We start from the raw sequence: 20597 nt of genomic DNA on the forward strand, positions 1-20597 counted from the left end.
TACCCTAATTAATGTTTTAGTTTATAAAATATCGACTTAATAAATTCCTGTTGCAGTATAGAATGCAATTACTAAAAATACGGCAACCGTTTTCAAAACTGTAATGGCAAAAATATCTTTATATGACTGTTTATGTGTTAAACCTGTTACTGTAAGAATAGTAATAATAGCTCCGTTATGTGGTAATGTATCCATTCCTCCCGATGCCATTGACACGATACGGTGCATTACTTCTAATGGAATATCAAATTGATTGGCCGCTGCAATAAACTTATCTCCCATCGCACTTAAAACAATTCCCATTCCTCCTGATGCAGAGCCTGTAATTCCAGCTAAAATATTCGTCGTTACAGCTCCATTCACTAGAGGATTTGTGAATGTGGCAGAAATGCCGTCTCTCATAATCGCGAAACCTGGAAGTGCTGCGATGACACCACCGAATCCAAACTCAGCACCTGTATTCATCGTTGCAAGTAACGCTCCACCAATACTTGTATTCAATCCAGCTTGAAATCCTGTTACTACTCGTTTCCAATATAATAATAACGTTGTTACAATACCTATAATAAGTGCTAATTCTACTGACCAGATTCCAACTACTGCACTTAATTCTACTTTTCCAAATGCTTTCATACCAATTTCAGAAAAATCAAAACCATCTGGATACCACTTCGGTATCATAATAGTAAAAACTTTATTCATTACACCTACTAAAATAAGTGGTATAAAAGCAATCACTTGCTGAACTCTTGTAATTTCAATGCTTTTAAGCACCGGCATATCTTTTTGTTCTACTTGCAAAGAAGCTGCCATTTCAGTATCCCCATCGTTAAAACCAAAATACCCTTCTCCTGCCGCCTTCGCCTTCTTACGTCTACTCTCTAAATATAGTAATCCTAACGTCAGTACAAAAATTGCCCCTACAATACCCAGTATCGGTGCAGCATAAATGTCCGTTTTAAAAAATGTTGTAGGTATTACGTTTTGAATTTGTGGTGATCCAGGTAGCGCATCCATCGTAAACGTGACCGCTCCAAGTACAATCGTTCCAGGGATTAAACGCTTCGGAATATTCGCTTGTCGAAACAGCTTAGCTGCGAACGGATATACAGCAAACACTACTACGTACACACTAACGCCACTATACGTTAAAATAGCACCCATTAATACAATCGCTAAAATCGTACGTTTTTCACCAACTAACTCTATAATTGTCTTTGCAATCGAGTCTGCAATTCCTGACATTTCTACTACTTTCCCAAATATTGCCCCAAGTAAAAATACAGGGAAATATAGTTTAATAAACCCTACCATTTTCTCCATAAAGATATTCGAAAAGAAAGGTAATACAAAACTAGGCTCTGTCAAAAATACGGCAAATAATGCAAATATCGGTGCAAATAAAATAACAGAAAACCCTCTATATGCTACAAACATAAGTAAACTAAGTGCTAATAATATAATAACTAGCTCCAATCATACCCCTCCTTTAAACTGAAAATTCAAAATTTTATTGATAAACTTCTACTAATCTTTTATTTCTGACATCCCTCCTCTTATTCATACAAATTTTTCATGCTAAAAATGTCTAATTATAAGTATTCGATTACATATGAAAAATCCCTTTAAACATAAAGTGAAACTTTAATCAGTGGGGGTTTTGTTCATCCCCCACTGATTATTAGTTGAACCAATCGGACGTTTACGGACAGTTGATCCCCACCTAACTTCTTTGCTCCAACTGAATTTTGAGGTGGGAGTTTTACTGTCCGTTAACGCGGGATAAACGAATTCATCGTCATACGTTATAAAGGGATTGCTAGTCTCTATATTTACTGCTTTATCAAACTATTGTCTACACAAAAATGATGTAGTTCTTTTACATCATTTACTATATGAGTTGCACCAACTTCAGTCAATTCTGTTTTACTACCATAACCGTATAAAACGCCGATTGAAGCAATTTCATTATTATTCGCACCGATTATATCGTGCTTTCTATCTCCAATCATAACAATTTCTTCTTTATTTAGGCCTTCATTTGTTTGTAAAATATGAGCAATGATTTCTTCTTTTTTTATTCTCGTACCATCTAAATTACTTCCAATTATACCTTCGAAATAATTCGTTAGTTGGAAATGATCTAGTACTTGTTTTGCAAATACAGTAGGTTTTGAAGTTGCTATAAATAAACGATTTCTGGTATCTTTTAATTGTTTTAAAAGATTTGGAATACCATCGTATACCTTATTTTCTAACAATCCACGCTGCTTTAAATATTCTCTGAAATAAAAAACAGCGCGTTCTACTTCTCCTTCATTCATATTGTATCTCTCTATGAATGATTGCTGGATGGGTGGACCAATAAATGAATCTAACTCGCTTACATGTAATTCTTCAATTCCAACCTTTTTTAATGCATATAATACTGAATTTATAATTCCTTCTTTCGGATCCGTCAATGTTCCATCTAGGTCAAATAGAAATGTTATGTACAAATTTAATCCCCCGCTCCTATTTACTTTACATATTATATAGAAGGCTTTTTCATGCCTACCTTTTACTATACTACCATTATTTATCTTTTCGGAAATTTCTTCTTCTATGTCACATACGTTCAGTTACAAAATGTAATAGATATGATAAAGTAAAAAAGTTACAATTAACTAAATAGAAACTGGTGAACTAAATGTCAATTACCTTAATATTTATTCTGGCTTTCACAATTATTATCCACGCAGTCGAAACAAGTTCTTATAGTATTCGATTAGCCGGTGTTCGTTTAAAAAAGATTGTCGTTGCCTTATCCGTCGTAGGGATGGTACTGCTTATTTCAAGAACATCTAACTTACTACAAGCCTTTTTAATTGGCGGGATTGTCGATGAAGCAAAACTAGATTCTTCTATTGATTTAGAGCATATTATACGGCTCGTTCTATTATCTGCCTCTGTCGGTACACTGCTTGCGATTATTCTGTATCCAACTTTGACAAAACTATTTGGATATGTCATTCGAAACTTTGAAACAGACGGTTCTTTCATTCGAATGATGAAAACAAATAACATTCAAAAATTAAAGTATACAAAAAAATATGTACGATTTCCAAAATTAGAAATGATTCATAGACTACGTATTGGTGGTATTCCAAAACGTATTATGCTTATTAACATGTTTGCTACTGCAATTTATACAGCTGGTGTTCTTTCAGCCCTTTACGCTTCTTTTTTAAATCCAGATTATGCAACAAATGCAAGTACAGCTTCTGGACTTGTGAATGGTTTCGCTACTATTTTATTAACAGTGTTACTTGATCCACGTATTGCACTTTTAACAGAACGTGCTTTACAATCAGAAAATGGCGTTGAATCTATGAGTAAAATGTATGGTTGGCTAATGATATCTAGACTTCTCGGTACATTATTAGCACAGCTACTATTTGTACCAGGTGCTTACTGGATTTTATGGATTATTGAACTGATGCATTAATTTACTAGAAAGGTAGATTTATCAATGAATATAAAAACAGAGCAAGATATAATTCGCTTAATAGAAAACGACGAATGGATGATGGATATATTACAAATGGCAAAATCACTAGAGCTACCAGATTGGTGGATTTGCGCCGGATTTGTTCGCTCTAAAATTTGGGATACTTTACATGACTACGAAATACGAACGGCTACACCAGATATTGATGTCATTTATTTTGATCAATTACATACAGATGAGGTATATGAGCAATCACTAGAGAAAGCACTGGTAAATATGGATGCTTCTATACCTTGGTCGGTAAAAAATCAAGCTCGTATGCATGTAGTGAATAATATGCCACCGTATTCTTCTTCTGTTGATGCTATTTCTAAATTTCCTGAAACAGCAACTGCTTTAGGAGTTACACTTGATGAATTAAACAACGTCATATTAACGGCCCCATGCGGTATTGAAGATGTACTTTCCTTACAAGTGAGGCCAACAGCTCATTTTCTTGAAACAAAAGAGCGATTACATATGTACAACACTAGAGTTAATAAAAAGAAATGGCAAAACATATGGCCTAACATTGCAATCACTTATCCTAAAATCTAAAAAAGGAGCTTCTCATTATACGAAGCTCCCTTTCTATTTTATTTCAAAAACTGAATGACTATTTCCGCAAATCGATCTGCTTCTTCATAATGCGGTGTATGACCACTCTCTTCGAATACAATACAATTCCCATTTTGAGCATCTTTATTAAATATTTCAATTTGTTTTTCACACGTTACTGCATCATGTTTTCCTACAATTAATAACATTGGATTTTGTATATCTTTTATTTTTTGTAATAATGAAGTATGAACTGCTCCTTCTATTTTTAATCTATCAAAATGAATTTTGGAGCGATTTGAAAATACTTCCCACTCTTCATTACTATACAAACTCTCGTCTGTCACATCTTCCTTATAATTGTAAATCTCCATTCTATTTTCTTCTAATTCATTGCTTATTCTTATATAAGCTTCTAGCAACTCTTCTGAAGTAGCATTGCTAGATGAATAAGCGATAGACTCTTCTGCTACTTCTTCTTTTCCATACTTTTTTAATAAATGCCCTGTCTTTTGTAACAAAGCTCTACTTGTTAATGCAAAATCGAAAGTTGGCGCTTCAAATATGATTTTCTCTATTGAACTTGGATATATCGACGCATATAACAATGCTAAATATCCACCGAAAGAATGTCCAATGACAGACCATTTCTCAATTTGTAATACTTTTTTTAGTTCCTCACAGTCTTCAATCAAATCATTTAATCCAAAAGCTTCGTCCTCAGTAATTTCTTCTGAGCGACAAACACCTCTTTGATCTATCATTATTACATATAAAGAATCTTTTAAACGTTCCGCTTGATGAAATGAAAAATCATAGCAACTTTCTCCTGGTCCACCATGCAAGTATAGGACTGGTTTATTTTTAGGATTTCCATGCGTTTCAACGTATAGTTTTTCCCCTCTAATATTCATATATTTTCCTACTTCTATCAAATTCGCTCTTATGACCATCACCTTCTTTTTTACTGAATATTATAACATTTAATTTTAAATAATCCCTATTACATTTAAAAAGACGATGATTATTGCAAGTGGTGCTATAAATCGAAGTAAAAACGCCCAACAAATAAATACTTTCTTTCCATAATTTCCACCTACAAAAAACTCTGCTTCTAGTACCTTCTTTTCCATTTTGAATGAAACGAAAATACTAATAAATAGTGCACCAAGTGGCATTAGTATATTACTAGATAAGAAGTCTACTGCATCAAAAATATTCTTTCCGAAAATCGTAATATCACTCCATACTCCAAATGATAACGCGGATGGTATACCTACTAAGAAAATGCAGAAACCGATTATCCATGATAATTTCGTTCTTTTTTCTTGTTCACCATTTGCTAATGCTGAAACAACTGTCTCTAATAGAGAAAATGCCGATGTTAATGTCGCAAATGTAAATAGTGCAAGAAATACTGTTAAGAAAATTCCACCGAATGGAATTTGACTAAATACTGATGGTAATACGATAAATAGTAATCCAGGCCCTTCTGTTGGCTCCATTCCTAATGAAAATACGGCCGGAAAAATAGCAAGACCTGCAAATAATGAAACAAATAGATTCAATCCAACAATTGTTATTGCTGATTTTGGTAAGCTTTCTTTTTTATTTAAATAGGAACTATATGTGACCATAATAGAAATCCCGATACTAATTGCAAAGAAAGATTGACCCATTGCGAACAAAATACTTTCTGAAGTAATCTTTGAGAAGTCTGGTTGTAAGAAAAACTTCACACCTTTCATTGCGTTATCTAGTGTTAGTGAGCGAACAATAAGAGCGACAAATAAAACGAACAACGCTGGCAACATATATTTACTTGCTTTTTCAATTCCATTTTGTACACCTTTTGATACAACCCAAATCGTAATGAACATAAAAGCGAAATGTCCCATAATTGCCCAAGTCGGATTTCCAATTGTTTCAGTAAATAATGCTCCGTAATTTTGTCCTGGAATAATAAGTTGTCCTGTTAGTCCTCTGAACAAATAAATGAATACCCATCCACCTACAACACTATAAAACGAAAGTAATATAAAACACGTTCCGACGCCAAGACGTCCAATCCAGTGCCACCCTGTATTTGGTGCAATACTTTTAAATGCTCCAACTGCTTGTTTCTGTGTACTGCGACCAATCATAAATTCAGCTATAAGTAGCGGTAGCCCAATTAATACAGTGAATAATATAAAGATTAAAAAGAATGCTCCTCCCCCGCTTTTCCCAGCGATATAAGGAAACTTCCATATTGCGCCAAGTCCAATTGCCGATCCAGCTGCAGCCATTATAAAACCTAATTTCGAAGTCCATTGCTCCGTCTGTTTCATCTTATTTTCCTCCTAATTAAATCTTTTTATATAAATAATAGAATTTTATAAACCAGTCCAAATAAACCCTCCATTTCTATTTCCATAAAATAAAAAAATGGCCCAACGTCTCTATATAAAGAGACGCTAAGCCATTTACTTAACGCGGTACCACTCTTATTGATTCCATTATGAATCCACCTTAGTAGTAATCGTTTGATTACAAACCTAATATCGAAGGTTAACCGTTAAGATTTACTAAGAATGTGATTCCGTTCCACCTTACTGCTCCTAGGCGAGTTCAGGATGTCATTTGACTATGTCACACCAACCCATAGCTCTCTGTACAAATATACGACCTTACTACTCCTATTCAACACAATTAAATATTTAGAATATATTTTCTTTTGAAATTAATATGAAGTATATCGGTTATATTTGTAACTGTCAAGGGTTATATTAAAATTTGTTGAGAAACCTTTTTATTATCCTTCGTCATCATCACCACTATCAGCAGTACCTTCTTCTGGATCATCGTTATCTTGTTGTTGCGATGACTCCTTTTGTTGAATAGCGTTATTTACCGCTGTAGTAGACGACTCCACCTGTTATTGGATGTACTCTTACATCAACCGTTAAAACGTACTTTACGATGACTTCAAAACATAATACAACCCTTTAGTTTTTCCTCTACTATCGTCATACACTGTACAAATCCATTACAGTCTATAAAATTTAACACTTAATACACTTATAAAATTATACGTGTACCAACTTATTTCTACGCTAAAACACAAAAAGCACTTGTTGCCTTTAATTGACAATCAAGTGCTTTAAGTTCATATGTTTTTAAGTAGCATAAATTTGTAAGTTTTATAGTAACAGTATGACACCTTTTATATGTCATAACAACTACTACGTTAAAACTTACGAGTTTGTACGATTTGGTTAGTTTTATGTCCATTCAATGTCTTTATATTCGTCGCACAGTAAAATGTCATCTCGCCTAAGCTCGTACTTCTTTTCCTATTCTATCATTGCACATAATACACTATGATGGTACAACCATCATGAAGTATATACTTTTTAACAGCCTACTATTTTTCTGTACACTACATAACATGTTTTAAATTAATTACAGCAATACTTTGTCACTCCTGTATGCAAATGCTATTATACAAATAGATGCTAAAACTTTCATGAGTTATTAATTCAGTTTAAATATATCTATTACTATAAATTTTTTAAAGTTTATTATTTTTCACTTCCTCAAACCACTCATCAGCAATATGGCTAGCTGTTTTAACTTCATCATTCGTATATACTAAATCATACTTATATTGAGCTTTAAACTTGCCACTATGAACATCATATATCAATTTCATCTCAGTTGGCATGTCACGCTCATATTCTTTGCATAATTCTTCAATTTTCTCAATATCTTCACATATAATGCGTAATACCATAGACTGTCTTTTAGTAGAAACATCATATCTTTCGTCTTCATCTTCCAATGCATCATTTACTTTATGACGTTCTACATACTTATTGTTAATGCAATAAAAGAAACTTCCCGAAATAATTCCTTCCTCACGCGAAGCATAAACGTACACTTTATCCGCCCTATCTTCAACATATTCCATACATATAGATATCATATCTGCTTGCAATTCACTAAATTTATCTTCAAATTCTTTCATACTACTTTTTCACTCCTTAAATCAATTTTTAATAACTCTGAAGTCTGCCTTACCATCAATCGAGTAATTAACTATAAATTCCTTTGGACGCATATCATTGCCATGATAAATTATTTCAACATCAACTGTTACTTCTTTAGGGGGTTTTTCTTTCAAAGCTGTAGCCCATTCATTTTCAATTTTCTTATACTGCTTCATATTAACATCAGATAATTGCGAAACTAAATTGTCAATTTTAGGTGATCCTCCAAATCTATCACCAGCCAAATGTCCTGCATGATCTTGCCCTTTTACTTTTCCTAGTGTATTTTTGCTATGTGATAATCTCTTCTCTCTCTCAGTTAATTGTAACTTATCTGTTTCAAATTTTTCAATTCTTCCAAGATTATCTGTTTCATAAAAGTAATCATACTCTCCCGTTTTATATCTAATATTAGGCTTTAATCTATTTTTTCTTCCATTTGTAAAATGTTTCCCTTTGTCCACAAATGTTTTAACTTCACTTACAGTACTGCCGCCTTTACCCGTACCCTTAACAACCTTACTCTCCATATACTGATAAGCCTCTTTCAGAGAATACTGTCCTCCTCCTGAGACCTTTCCTACTCCAGCCATGGCGAAGCCTTTTCCCTCGCCTGGGATCCATTTGTATTCCAGTAATGTTTTTACTGCGTGCTGGATCTTTTCATTCCCTTGCAAGAAGGTTGTTTTTACGGTTGTGGCACCTTTGTTCCATAGACTTCCGATTTTATCGGCAAATCCTTTTGCTGTGGAGGCTACAAAGTTTACACCCTCTTTTACTTTGTGGCTGGCTGTTTTTATACCATCGACGGCTGCTTTTCCAGCTTTTCCGGCTACCATTGTTACGCCTTCACCTAGTCTTTTTCCTGCTTTTACAATTGTCTTCCCAAAGCTAGAAGCGACATACTTTATTCCTTTTCCAGCAAGACTTGCCACTTTTCCAACAGGAACAAAGTTTAGGAGTGTCCATCCTGCGGCGATGAGTCTTTCTTTTGATGATAATTCTTTTCCTGTAATAGGGTCTTTACCGGTAACTGCACGAATTGCATCATTTACTCCAATGAATTCAGCTGCTCCTTCTACTGTCTTTTCCCACCATGATTTTTCATTTTTCTTTTCTGTTTTATGGGTTTCTTTCAATTTTTCATTTTGTTTCTTTTGATATTCTTCATCTGCTTGACGAAACTTTTGAGCGATACGCCGTAATTCTTTTTCTGTAACTTGTAAGTTACGTATGTACGATTCCATGAGACTCATTGATCTCATATATTCCCCATAAAAATGCTGACTCGTTGCCCCTTGCCATTGCATTTGAATACTAAACATAGATTGATTGAGATTTTGTTGTATATTCTGGCTGTGTGTTTGCATCTCTGATATGTTTTTGGCAATTTGTTCGAGTTGTTCAGGTTTGACCTTAGTTTCCAAACCTTCTCCCACCTTCCTCTATTTTATACCAAAAAGAAATAGAACTGCATCAATTTTTACTTATTCTCTTTAGAAAAAACATCAAAAATACTGTTATCACAAATCGCTTCAATTTCTTCCTTTACAAATAATTTTTGAAATTTTGTTCCTGGGTTTAATATTACATTTGCCTCTAAATCTATCGTCTTTAATAATTCAACTGCATTCATAGAGACATACGGACATTCTTCTGGAATAACCATTTCTAAATGTTTCAAATCAGAATACAGTGGTAACATTAATCCTTCTACCATTTCAAAATAATGAATTTGCAATTGTGTATTTTCAGTTGAAATCAAATTTCCTTCTTCATCTACAGTTGTATCGCCCTCTACCGAAGCAACAACGTACAAATTTGATTTCTGTAATAACTCATAAAAACGAACTCTTTTTTCTTCGTTCTGTAAAGCTTCCACTAACGCCTCATCTAATGGACAAATTTCTAGCAAACTCATTGAACTTCACTCCTTATGCGAAATAATTTCGCCATCTTACGCAAAGTAAGATGGCGAATGTTAAATCTAATTATTTTTGAACGTTTATAGCTTTAATTTCGTCTAATTGTTTCATTGCTTTTTGGCGCAATTCTCCATCAATTGTAGCTGAATATATTGGTCGAGTTAAAAACTCGAAACATTTATATGCATTATTACTATCATTTTTCTTTAAATACTCTTCACCTGTGTCTAACATTTCTTCAGAAACAGCCTTCATAAATTTATTTACAGGCTCCTGCTGATACCCTAGCATCATTGATTGATGTGTTAATTCAATTACTGATGCTAAATCTTCAATAGTGTTTACATGATTAGCCCTTTTATTTGCAGCATCAAATGCACTTAAATATTCAATGGCAGCTTTGGCTTTATCTTTCATTCCAGTCAGTTCAATGCCTGGCGTCTTATAAAGAATTTGATAAATTTCTAATGCTGATAAATAATTACTTTTTTCCGCTTGCTCCGCTTCATATAATACTTCATTTACAACTTTAGTGAATCCTTTTACATCATTTACCCCGCGATTTGAAGCTTGTCCGAAGTAATGTAAAGCATCAAAAAGTTTTCCTGGCTCATTCGCTTTTGCACTCGCTATTTGTATTAGCTGAATCCCTTCCATCTTTCTTGATGCACTATCAATCATACTCATTCCGTTAATTTGGCCAATAGTCTTATCGATATCCTTTAATTGTGCCAGTAATGTGTATGATGGTAGCACTGTTTTTTCTACCTTATTTTGCCACCCTGTTGTTCCATTCATTTCATTCCATTCATTTTCTGTCTTTACCCATAATTTATTCGCATAATTAACCATTTCTTCTCTTGAACGTTCTAATGGGTGTTTTGTGCGAATTGCATTCGCAATATTCAATACAGCTGTATAATACTCTCCCATATTCGCAGCCTCTATTGCTTTTCTTTCAAACATAAGTGGCATTAATAATTTCTTAGCTTCATCTTGAACGGATTTTTCAACCCCTGCTGTATTTGCTAATAAATTTGCTTTATTTAGAGCAACTTCCACTGAAGTAGTAGGAGCTTTTATTTGTCCTTGAAGTCCCTCTACAGCCACACTAAATTGCTGATCTAGTTTTTCTTTTTGTTGATTGTTTGCATCAGTAATCGATTCATTTACTAATTTTAATGTCTTTTCATATTGTGGATTTTCAGAATTTAAATATGTTTCGATTTGCTCAATTGCTTGATCAATTCTTTTTTCTTTTTCTGATTTTTCTGGTTTCATTTGATCAACTGTATCTTTGCTATCTTTATTTTTATGCTCTATCTTTTCCTTGTTTTCTATATTGCTTTTTTCACTTTCAATTGATTGATCTTTTTTATCTTTCTCACTAGCTATTTCTGACGCTTCAATCTCAACCTTATTATCTTCTTTAACCGCTTTTTCTCCATTACTGCTAGTTACAAGTTCTTCCTCTGTACCTACGTTTTCCTTAGTACCATTATTAGATGTCACTACCGGTTTATCGATGTTAATATTCTTTAATTCTTCTTCTAAAAGTTTGTAAAAAATCTTCTCTACATGTTGATTTGCAGCTTCTACTATTTTTGGATCCACACTTTCGAGCACTGATGTGACTAAATAATATTTACTTAAAGCTTGTTCTAAATAGACTAGATTCTCCGGATTATACGGATCTTCCAACCAAAGCCCTTCCTCATATACAGCTTTATCAAATATTAACTTTCCAACAAATTGAACATACTCTTTCTGTTTTTCATTTAAATACTTTTGTAACTCTTGTTGTGTTGTAACTTTTTCCTTAAGTGTATTCATTTGATTACGCAAATAAAATAATTCACTTTGATTCGAATAATTCTTTTTATTAGCTAAAATTTCTCCCAAATTGTCCAATGTTAGTCTATGATTAGCCAGCGTTTTTGCATTTGACTCCTTATTTAATTGAGATATAAGTGTCAAATCTTTCAGTTCCTCGGAATATTCAGCTAACATATCTAATTTATTAGAGTCTTGCTTTTTCCCGTAATACTCATTAAAGAATACAGATGAATATTTCTCTCCATTTCCAGCATACCACTCTACTAAAATATCTCCAGTTATTGGGGATACAATAATTTGATCATGTGATACAGGTGGTTTTGGCTTCTCTGGTTCTTTATCATCACCTGGTTTTGGTTTCTCCGGTTCTTTATCATCACCTGGTTTTGGTTTCTCTGGTTCTTTATCATCACCTGGTTTTGGTTTCTCTGGTTCTTTATCATCACCTGGTTTTGGTTTCTCTGGTTCTTTATCATCACCTGGCTTTGGCTTCTCTGGTTCTTTATCATCACCTGGTTTTGGTTGTTTCTCTGGTTCTTTATCATCACCTGGTTTTGGTTGTTTCTCTGGTTCTTTTTCACCACTTGGCATTTTCCCATCACCTGGTGTCTCTCCACCACCTGCTGTTTTTCCATCACCCGGTGTTTTCCCTTGATCCACTAAATTATCTAGCGATTTTTTACTTGGCTCTGCCACAGGTCCAACCATATTAGTTGGTAAATCTAGTTTCTGTGGAGTTGGTGCATCCGATAATTTGATTTGTGGATCTTTCTTTTCCACCGATACTTCATCTGGTTTATATGTTACTGGCGTAATTGGTGATTTATTATTCCCAATTAAGTCTGCTAAATTAATAGTTGGTTTTTCGCCGGGTTTTTCATCTTTTTTTGCAGGATCAGCAACTAAATTTGGGAACATAGACTGTAAATCGCCCCCTGTAATACGATCATCTTTTTTCTCTTCTGTATTACTTGCTAGTTTTACTTGTTCTTTTCCTGCTGTCTTAAAGCCTTTGTCATACACAAGATATCCTGATGTTCCTAGTAATGCTACCGACATTACGGATATAGCGACTTTTTTCCCTAAGTTATTATTGTTTTCCTCCATGTCCTTTTCCCCTTTTCCTATCTTTATTGAATCCAACCGTTTGCTTTCATTTCTGTTAGTTTTTCTTGCGCAGCTCTTACTTCGGATTCATTTTCATTTGCTTGCACTGTTTTTCTTAAGAAACGACTTGCTTCCTCGTATTTTTTCTGTTTAATTTTAAACATCCCGAATGCAAAATTCACATGTGGATTTTCATCGTTTTGTGCGTATGCTTCTGTGAAAAGCTTCTCTGCTTCATTCCCTTGTCCCACTTTATCGTATAAAATCCCTATATTTACAAGCGTATTTATGTCGCGTGTTCCACTGCTGACAACTCTATTGTAAGCTTCTAACGCTTGCTGATATGCAGCAGTACTCTTTGCACCATCTCGCGTTTCATAAAATTGACCCGCTTCGTAATACACAATTCCTAGTTGATTTAACAACTCAATATTTTTCATATCTTTTTGAATCGCTACTTGTAAAATGTGAGATGCTTGTTGATAATTCATTTCTTTCTTCGCACTATCAATTAGATTTGTTTTATTCCAAAGCACATATAAATTTGAAAGTTCAATTGTATATATGGCATTCTTTGAATCTTGCATAATAGCTTCTTTAAAGAAAGATTCTGCTTTATCTAACTGTACCGTTGCGGTTGATAATTGACCTTTTAAATACGAAACAATTGCTTTATCTTCATTTGTTTTCGTACTCATTTTGACAATAACATCTTCCGCTTTTTCAAATTCTTTCATTTTCATATGACTTACAGCTAAATCTCGCATTGCATCTTTTTTGTATGGTTCAATTCCTTTTGCATTATTCGCTAGCGCTTGTTCAAAATTTTGCACTGCTTCTTGATATTTTCCAATGCGGAAATTCGCTGAAGCTAATAGATAAGCAGCTTCATTATTTTCTTTATCGATTTCTCTATCTTTTATTAGTTTTGTAATATAATCGATTGCAATTTTATTTTTCCCTTCAGCAACGTAAATCGTTGCTAATTGGAGATATGCCTCGTCTTTCCCCTTCACAGCAATTGCCTGTCCAACAGCTTCTTCTGCTTTTGTATATTTTTTATCATCATAAGCTTGTCTTGCTTGTTCCATAAACTTTTGATATTTAGCGTTTGTTGTGTAGAAATAAAACAACGTCGAACCACCTATTACAATAACTGCAGTTGAACCAATAATCAAAATCCGCTTTTTATTCTTTTTCCACCATGTAGAAAAAGGTGATGGTTCACTTTGTTCATGCGCTACTGTAAGTGGTTGATTCGATGCTTTTGCATTTAAAATCTCATCATCTATATCATATTCCACTTGTTTTTTTGTTTGTTTTCGGCTCTGTAGAATGCTAGTTGGCACTGTAATTGTAGCTGCTACTTCTTGCTGCGACTGTGTTCCTTGCTCTTCTTCTATCTCTTTAATAATGCTTTCAATTTCCTGTTTTAACGCCTGATCAATGTTTGGAAATTGTACGATTCGTGAATAGACGAAACAAGCAAATGCTGCATTGTTTTCTCGTTCCAATTCAGTAGCTAATTCCAAATAATGTTGTAGGACCATTTTATTATTTATTTCAGGCTCTTGACTCTCCATAGTTTGAATGATATATGCGAGTTCTTTTTGCAGAGCTGTTGATGGATTGAGTGAATTGAAAATTATTTTATATTCATATAATGCCGCTTGTTTAAATCCTCTCTCTTCTAATAATCTTGCAATTTCCAAACATTTTGATACAAAAAGAGAGTGTTCTTCTGCTGACTGCCTTTCCGCATCAATTTTTATTCTTTCTCTCGCGCTATTAAATACCTCGTACCACTGTGCAAAGCTTGGGCATTCTGCGAAAGAATTACTACTCCATGCCTGCTTAAATAATTTTGCAATTTCCCCGTTCCATTGATTATGTAATACTTGCTGAAGTAACGTATACCTTCCACATTCTGTCTGCATTTCTTCCGTTTTAAAGTAGCTTGCATCCGTCCATTTTTTATTTCGAACTTCTTCACTACACCAACTTAATATTTCTCCCAATAAAATAGCGCCTGCAAATCGATCGGCTTCTTTTTGCCATACTCCACTTTTTAAATACATTGGTGCGTAACCCGCTGAACCTGCTGGCAATAACGAAGGTCTTTTCGTTTTTGGGCCATACATTTGCTCAACATCAACAAGTTCGATATAGTGTTGACCTTCAATTGCATTTTCACTTAAGAAAGGTACGAGTACGTTGCTAGACGATAAATCATTATGAGCAACTTCATTTCCCTCCATCATTTTAAGTGTTGTAAGAAATGCTTCTGCAATAAAGAAACATTGTTCTTTTGATAACACTCGTTGTTCTTGTAAAATATCAGCCCAAGTTGGACCTTCAATCCAAGGCATTACAATACTATTAGCAAGATCTTCTGATTTTTCGATAGCAGATATATGTTCTTCTGTAGTAACGATATAGCGTGAACATACTTTCAGACCCGCTAAAGAAGAAAGTGGTTTCAGAAATGCTAGTTGATGTTTTTCCTCACGATAGCGTTCCTTAAAAACCTTTAATGCAATTCGGTCCACACCATTTTCTTGTTGTAATTGATATACTGTTCCTTGTCTTCCTTCTTGACCATAGGGCATTTCAATACCAATTACAGCTGGGTGTTTCTCAAAACGATACACATCTTTATTAAGGTTAATTTTTTCTCCTACTTCTGGTCGGAATCCCATTTTATCCCCTTACTCTCGTATAGCAATTTTTCAAAAAAAGACCAGGAACAATAGCTCCCGGTCTTTTGCGATTGTTCTATTCTTAGTATGCGTTATCTGTGTTACGGAATTTATCAGCAATACGTTTTAAATCTGTAGAAATCCCCTCTAAAATTGGAATATATTGTTGCATTGCTTGTTTAGATTGAATAAATTCTCCACGGAATTTCGCTTGTGTTGCCCCAGCCCATTGACCTTCTAAACTATTAATGTCGCCCTCAAGTCTATTAATTTGGCTTTGAGCTTCTCCTGCTGCGTTTTTAAAATTTCCTGAGATTCTTTCAAGTTCTTCTGGTGTGATTTTAATTTCTGCCATCGTAATAATTTCCCCTTTCAAATCATAAATGATACAACAATTAGATTATAAACTATATTCATACAATTTTAAAAGAGTTAAATTACAAAAATATTCTATTTTCTAGTAATTTAACCCTATTTTAATATTATTTCACTTTTAATTCTGACCATTTCACACTAATTTTATCTGTCATCGTGCGAAGTAAATGTAATGGTGTATATGCACATTTTATTTTGATTGGCTTTCTACGTATGCAATATCCATTCCCACTTAATAATTCTTGATCCATTTCAGTATGTGGCAGTTTCATATTAAAGAAATACACATCGTTATTTTGTGTCGTTCCCAATAAATAACCAATACTTCTCTTTCTAATTTCTGCAAACCATTTTTCATGAGAATAGCTATTTAGGCTAGACGTAGTAGCGGCTGTCATAAAGTGAATCCCTTTATTTTTACAGTTTTGGACTATTAGTTCCATTTTATTTTTCGCCTCATAATCAGTAGATAATATAGTTAACATTTGATCGATATCATCAATCGCAATGATTATTCGCTTATATGAAATCTCCACTGTTGCATTTGGATCTATCGAAGGCATTATTGGTTCTCTATTATTTATTAGCTCTAACAATTCATCTAACATTTCTTTTAATTGCATACCATCTGTAACTTTCTTCTTCACATGAGGTAAATCTCCAAGAGCTAATAAGCCTGTAGGTCTTTCACCAAGGTCTACTAAGTATAGCTCAACCTTTTCAGGAGAGTATTGGTATGTAGTAGTGAATAGAAGTGTTTGTAATAGCGATGTTTTTCCACCTTCTATTCTTCCCCCAATAAATATATGACTCATTTCATCTAAAGAAAAACTTTGCAAACGAATATCCTCTGTTTCTATACCTGCTGAAATATGAGCTCTTTCTAATTTTTCAATCATATGTTCTACAAATATTTCTTTAGGTACCATTGGAATAGCTTTTGCTTTTTCACCATTCCTTTCTTCATTCATTTTTTGAATAATTGTTTTTAATTGTTGAGAGTACTCAATTTCACTTTCCCCAATAAACGGCAATGCTGCTTGGAATAATTCCGGCGGTTGCCCTTTCATTAATCCACGGCCAACAGGAACTTCAATTAATGGGAATTTAGGTCTGCCAACTAAGTTATGATATTCTGTTCCATCTTGCAATTCAAATGTAAGTGCCATCGGTATATTATTACGAACACGATCGAACATATCTATTGTTTGATTCAGAGAAAAATAGAAATATACTCCGTATGTGCTTGATTCACGCAATAATAATTCTAATACTTCATTTTCTTTCTCGAATTCATTTTTGAATCTTATATAACCATCTACCATCACTACTATTGCTGGTATTTTCTTTTCTACCATTCGGTTATACATAGAGAATGATTTTGCACCGATATTAGAAAAGCTCTCTTTTCTAATCGTGATTTCCTTCTTTAAAAATCCGAATAGACGTTTCATTTTCTCATTTTCGCCTTCTTGTATAATCCCGCCAATGTGAGGTAAATCTCTAAAATCTAAGAACATTCGACCAAAATCAATAACATAGAAATTCACTTCTGCTGGTGTATGAGATACGGCTAGAGACAAAATAATTGTTTGCAACATCGTCGTTTTTCCTGTACCAGGCATACCATAAATATTTAAATGCCCTTCTTGTAAATCTAACTTCAGAGGAAATTGAGCTTGATTTGCAACATCATCAATTAATCCTACTGTTACTTGTAAATATTCTTTTGATTTATTCCACTCAGCAATTGTCCAATCTTCCATAGCATAAAATTCTTTTAACAATAATTTTTCCGGTAATGGATCCAGCCAAGGTCCTGGTAATGCTTTAATATTTTCTTTTTCTGATACGCTCTGTACATATTGAATAAAAGCTTGTAGTTGTTTTGGACTATTTGTCATTGGTTTTGGACGCTTTTTCACTTTTATTCTTTCACCCGAAAGCTTAACTTCTGTAAAATCAACAATATCAAGAACTTTCTCTTCATCTGGATTATAAGGTGCACCGCTCCATGCTGATTGGAATAATTCCAATACTTCATTGCTACCAACTTGGAGATACCCTCGTCCTGGTACATTGATTTTTGATGCATCTGGAATCTTTAACATTTCACGACTATCCGCATCATCTTGTACACGTAAACAAATTCGAAAACGCGAGTTACTCCAAATCTTATCATTTACAACCCCTGAAGGTTTTTGAGTTGCTAATAATAAGTGAACTCCTAACGTCCTTCCTATTGCAGCGACACTAATTAGCTCGTCCATAAATTCTGGTTGTTCCTTTTTCATTTGAGCAAACTCATCAATAACAATAAACAAATGTGGTAAAGGTTCTTTTTCACGCCAGCTTGTTTCATAATATTCATCTAGATGCTGAACATTTCCAGCCTGAATGAATAATTTTTGTCTACGCTCTAATTCTGCCTTTAATGAAATTCTGGCACGCTCAATTAAGTTTGGATCTTCTAAGTTCGTAATAGATGCAATAATATGCGGTAATCCCGCAAATGTGTTTGACATTCCACCACCTTTATAGTCTATAAGCATAAACGCCATCTCATGAGGATGATAGGTTGCCGCTAACGCGGCTATTATAGACTGAATTACTTCACTTTTTCCTGATCCAGTTGTACCAGCCATTAGACCGTGCGGACCATGCCCTTTTTTCTCTATTTTATCGTGAATATTTAGAAAAACAGGTTTACTTCCTTCTCTTACACCAATTGGAACCGGTAATGAAGTCGGATATCGATTTTCTTTCCATCTCTCTAGCACTTGTAATTCTTCCATGTTTTTAGCTTGAAACAAGTCTAAAAATGTTAATACTTTCGGAATGTTGGCTGCTGTAGAACTTTTCATTCGAATTGGAGCAATGCTTCGCGCTCCTAGTTCACATCGTTCGAATGAAAGTCGATCTACTTTAAAACTAGCACGCGTTGTCCCACTATTTTCAGCTGAACTTGAAAACGTTTCTACTAACTCACCATTTTCTCCATTTAAACTTATTACAAGATCACATTCCATCGGTAACCGTTCCTTTTGTTCCGCAAAAATAAATGTAGAAGCTCCTACACTTTCACCTTCTCTAAGTAACATTGGAGTTAAAGGATCATCTTCTAAAAATTCTCTCGCGGATAAGAAAAAGATATACATCGGAATCAAAGGAACTTTTGCATCCGCTTGCGTAGAAGAATTATAGATTCTACGCATGTTAAGTGGGGTAAATAGTACTTCAGCTAGTTTCTGTGCATCTTGTTGATTTTCAGATAAAAAGCGCATACTTCTCTGTTCATCCCATACGTGAGGAAGCCACCTCATCCAATCCCACTGCTTTTTCTCTTTCTCATGATAAAATGCTGCTATTTTCACTTCATTTGGTGCATGATGCGTCATAATTTGCGTCGTTACAATTCGAATAAAGTTTAGTCTATCTTCTTTATTTCCAACTACACCAATTACATCGTTTTTTTTCAAAGAAATAGAAATGTGTCCATTTGGTATCGTATTGAAATCCCTTTTCACATTTTGCGCTTCTGTAACTAATGGATTTTCTTCATAACCTTTCTGTTCAGGCACCTTCAATTCTACAAGAAATGGTCTTTCTCCTGTACCAATACGAATATCTAAAAAGTCTGGACTTTCAGGTGTTCTCTCCCATAAATTACTTTCCCGATTTTCAATTCTTTGTACACTTTTTAATGGGCTTGGATTTTGTGTAATTAAATATTTTGCTTGTTCAACCTTTAACGTATCTAATTCCACTCGATGCTTTTGAATTTGCTCTAAATATCTTGTTTGTAATTGTTCAACCATTTGACGATGTTCTTTCTTTTTACGGAAATGCCCCATCGTTGTAATTATATATGATCCCAACATCGGAATACTTGAAACCATCATTAATGGCATATAACTTGAATTCATCTTCATAAATTTCATCATTACAAAATATAATACCAATGTTAAAACTGTCATCATTGCAGGCAGTAACATTGTTTCAATTGAAAACTTCGGCTCCTCCGGTATATTCGGTGGATCATGAATAATAACATCCCCTGTCGGTATATCTACTTTCACACGCGGAGAGCGTTGAAAATACGGTGATTTTTGCACAAAACATTTCTCCTTCCCCATCCCAAAACTATTACTCAATGATTTTCCATACATAATCTTCTTCACTAGAAGACATATCTTGTTTAACAGGTTCATTATAAACTTCTTCTGCTGGCATCATTTCAAAAGAAGGGATAATTGCTCCTTTTTTATGTAGCATTACATATTGTCCATCCCACACATCATTATCGCGCAACGTTTCATCATTTCGAATAGAATGCCACTCTTCTTTATCTTTTGCCACTCTAATTTCATAGATCCCGCTTAATGCTTCATCTATTTTTTCATGATGTAAAATCGCTTCAATAATTTGCACCACTTTTACGTCATTTGGAATTGCAATATCAATTTCTTCATTTGACTGTTTTATGTATGTCACAATAATCTCTTCCACGTTTATTCACCTTTTTTCCATCATGTTT

Annotated in this window: 14 protein-coding genes, 1 pseudogene and 1 other annotated feature; of the genes and pseudogenes, 2 read left to right on the plus strand and 13 right to left on the minus strand. The window is 34.1% G+C overall.

Annotated features, from left to right (window positions below; translation table 11 throughout):
* Positions 1 to 36 precede the first annotated feature (36 nt).
* Both AC1DMU_RS19915 and AC1DMU_RS19920 read right to left on the minus strand, forming a co-directional pair.
* Complete coding sequence (locus AC1DMU_RS19915) at positions 37 to 1476, minus strand: GntP family permease (RefSeq protein ID WP_087982563.1); 1440 nt, start codon at positions 1474 to 1476, stop codon at positions 37 to 39.
* 356 nt (positions 1477 to 1832) lie between these two features.
* Positions 1833 to 2498, minus strand: a complete 666-nt coding sequence (locus tag AC1DMU_RS19920) for an HAD family hydrolase (RefSeq protein ID WP_088063240.1) — start codon at positions 2496 to 2498, stop codon at positions 1833 to 1835.
* A gap of 191 nt (positions 2499 to 2689) precedes the next feature.
* Here AC1DMU_RS19920 and AC1DMU_RS19925 point away from each other — a divergent pair, with 191 nt between their 5' ends.
* Entirely contained in the window at positions 2690 to 3487 is a 798-nt protein-coding gene (locus AC1DMU_RS19925; protein WP_087982567.1) for a lipid II flippase Amj family protein, read from the plus strand.
* 24 nt (positions 3488 to 3511) lie between these two features.
* Positions 3512 to 4087 (plus strand): nucleotidyltransferase family protein, encoded by a 576-nt coding sequence (locus tag AC1DMU_RS19930; RefSeq protein ID WP_087982569.1) that lies wholly within the window; start codon positions 3512 to 3514, stop codon positions 4085 to 4087.
* A gap of 38 nt (positions 4088 to 4125) precedes the next feature.
* Here AC1DMU_RS19930 and AC1DMU_RS19935 read toward each other — a convergent pair whose 3' ends face one another.
* From AC1DMU_RS19935 to AC1DMU_RS19985, 11 genes and pseudogenes are all read right to left on the minus strand, one after another.
* Positions 4126 to 5040, minus strand: a complete 915-nt coding sequence (locus AC1DMU_RS19935) for an alpha/beta fold hydrolase (protein ID WP_088063238.1) — start codon at positions 5038 to 5040, stop codon at positions 4126 to 4128.
* A 36-nt stretch (positions 5041 to 5076) separates the two neighbouring features.
* Positions 5077 to 6417: a sodium-dependent transporter gene (locus AC1DMU_RS19940; RefSeq protein WP_088063237.1), complete on the minus strand. Its 1341-nt coding sequence runs from the start codon at positions 6415 to 6417 to the stop codon at positions 5077 to 5079.
* 116 nt (positions 6418 to 6533) lie between these two features.
* Positions 6534 to 6782 (minus strand) — a binding site (T-box leader).
* 99 nt (positions 6783 to 6881) lie between these two features.
* A pseudogene (locus AC1DMU_RS19945) lies at positions 6882 to 7044 on the minus strand (PepSY domain-containing protein); the annotation flags it as partial.
* Between the two features lie 596 nt (positions 7045 to 7640).
* Complete coding sequence (locus AC1DMU_RS19950; protein WP_088063235.1) at positions 7641 to 8096, minus strand: immunity protein YezG family protein; 456 nt, start codon at positions 8094 to 8096, stop codon at positions 7641 to 7643.
* Between the two features lie 21 nt (positions 8097 to 8117).
* Positions 8118 to 9545 carry a WXG100 family type VII secretion target gene (locus AC1DMU_RS19955; protein ID WP_088063234.1) on the minus strand — a complete coding sequence of 476 codons (1428 nt, stop codon included), beginning with the start codon at positions 9543 to 9545 and terminating at the stop codon, positions 8118 to 8120.
* 56 nt (positions 9546 to 9601) lie between these two features.
* A complete protein-coding gene (locus AC1DMU_RS19960) occupies positions 9602 to 10039 on the minus strand; it encodes an SseB family protein (protein ID WP_088063233.1) in 438 nt (145 codons plus the stop codon).
* Between the two features lie 70 nt (positions 10040 to 10109).
* A complete protein-coding gene (locus tag AC1DMU_RS19965) occupies positions 10110 to 12986 on the minus strand; it encodes a hypothetical protein (RefSeq protein ID WP_215559059.1) in 2877 nt (958 codons plus the stop codon).
* Between the two features lie 23 nt (positions 12987 to 13009).
* On the minus strand, positions 13010 to 15685 hold the full coding sequence (locus AC1DMU_RS19970) for a tetratricopeptide repeat protein (protein ID WP_088063232.1): 2676 nt from the start codon (positions 15683 to 15685) through the stop codon (positions 13010 to 13012).
* Positions 15686 to 15767: 82 nt separating this feature from the next.
* Positions 15768 to 16040, minus strand: a complete 273-nt coding sequence (locus AC1DMU_RS19975; RefSeq protein WP_002141592.1) for a WXG100 family type VII secretion target — start codon at positions 16038 to 16040, stop codon at positions 15768 to 15770.
* A 127-nt stretch (positions 16041 to 16167) separates the two neighbouring features.
* Positions 16168 to 20175 (minus strand): type VII secretion protein EssC, encoded by a 4008-nt coding sequence (gene essC / locus AC1DMU_RS19980; RefSeq protein ID WP_142291722.1) that lies wholly within the window; start codon positions 20173 to 20175, stop codon positions 16168 to 16170.
* A gap of 31 nt (positions 20176 to 20206) precedes the next feature.
* Positions 20207 to 20569: an EsaB/YukD family protein gene (locus AC1DMU_RS19985; protein WP_000391141.1), complete on the minus strand. Its 363-nt coding sequence runs from the start codon at positions 20567 to 20569 to the stop codon at positions 20207 to 20209.
* Between the last annotated feature and the right edge of the window lie 28 nt (positions 20570 to 20597).

The organism is Bacillus sp. 01N45, from assembly GCF_056399205.1.

What these genes read in the sequence shown, in the direction of transcription:
- AC1DMU_RS19925 (WP_087982567.1), top strand. Translation starts at nt 2,690, where the DNA reads ATGTCAATTACCTTAATATTTATTCTGGCTTTCACAATTATTATCCAC.
- AC1DMU_RS19965 (WP_215559059.1), bottom strand. Translation starts at nt 12,986, where the DNA reads ATGGAGGAAAACAATAATAACTTAGGGAAAAAAGTCGCTATATCCGTA.
- AC1DMU_RS19930 (WP_087982569.1), top strand. Translation starts at nt 3,512, where the DNA reads ATGAATATAAAAACAGAGCAAGATATAATTCGCTTAATAGAAAACGAC.
- AC1DMU_RS19935 (WP_088063238.1), bottom strand. Translation starts at nt 5,040, where the DNA reads ATGGTCATAAGAGCGAATTTGATAGAAGTAGGAAAATATATGAATATT.
- AC1DMU_RS19950 (WP_088063235.1), bottom strand. Translation starts at nt 8,096, where the DNA reads ATGAAAGAATTTGAAGATAAATTTAGTGAATTGCAAGCAGATATGATA.
- AC1DMU_RS19940 (WP_088063237.1), bottom strand. Translation starts at nt 6,417, where the DNA reads ATGAAACAGACGGAGCAATGGACTTCGAAATTAGGTTTTATAATGGCT.
- AC1DMU_RS19975 (WP_002141592.1), bottom strand. Translation starts at nt 16,040, where the DNA reads ATGGCAGAAATTAAAATCACACCAGAAGAACTTGAAAGAATCTCAGGA.
- AC1DMU_RS19960 (WP_088063233.1), bottom strand. Translation starts at nt 10,039, where the DNA reads ATGAGTTTGCTAGAAATTTGTCCATTAGATGAGGCGTTAGTGGAAGCT.
- AC1DMU_RS19970 (WP_088063232.1), bottom strand. Translation starts at nt 15,685, where the DNA reads ATGGGATTCCGACCAGAAGTAGGAGAAAAAATTAACCTTAATAAAGAT.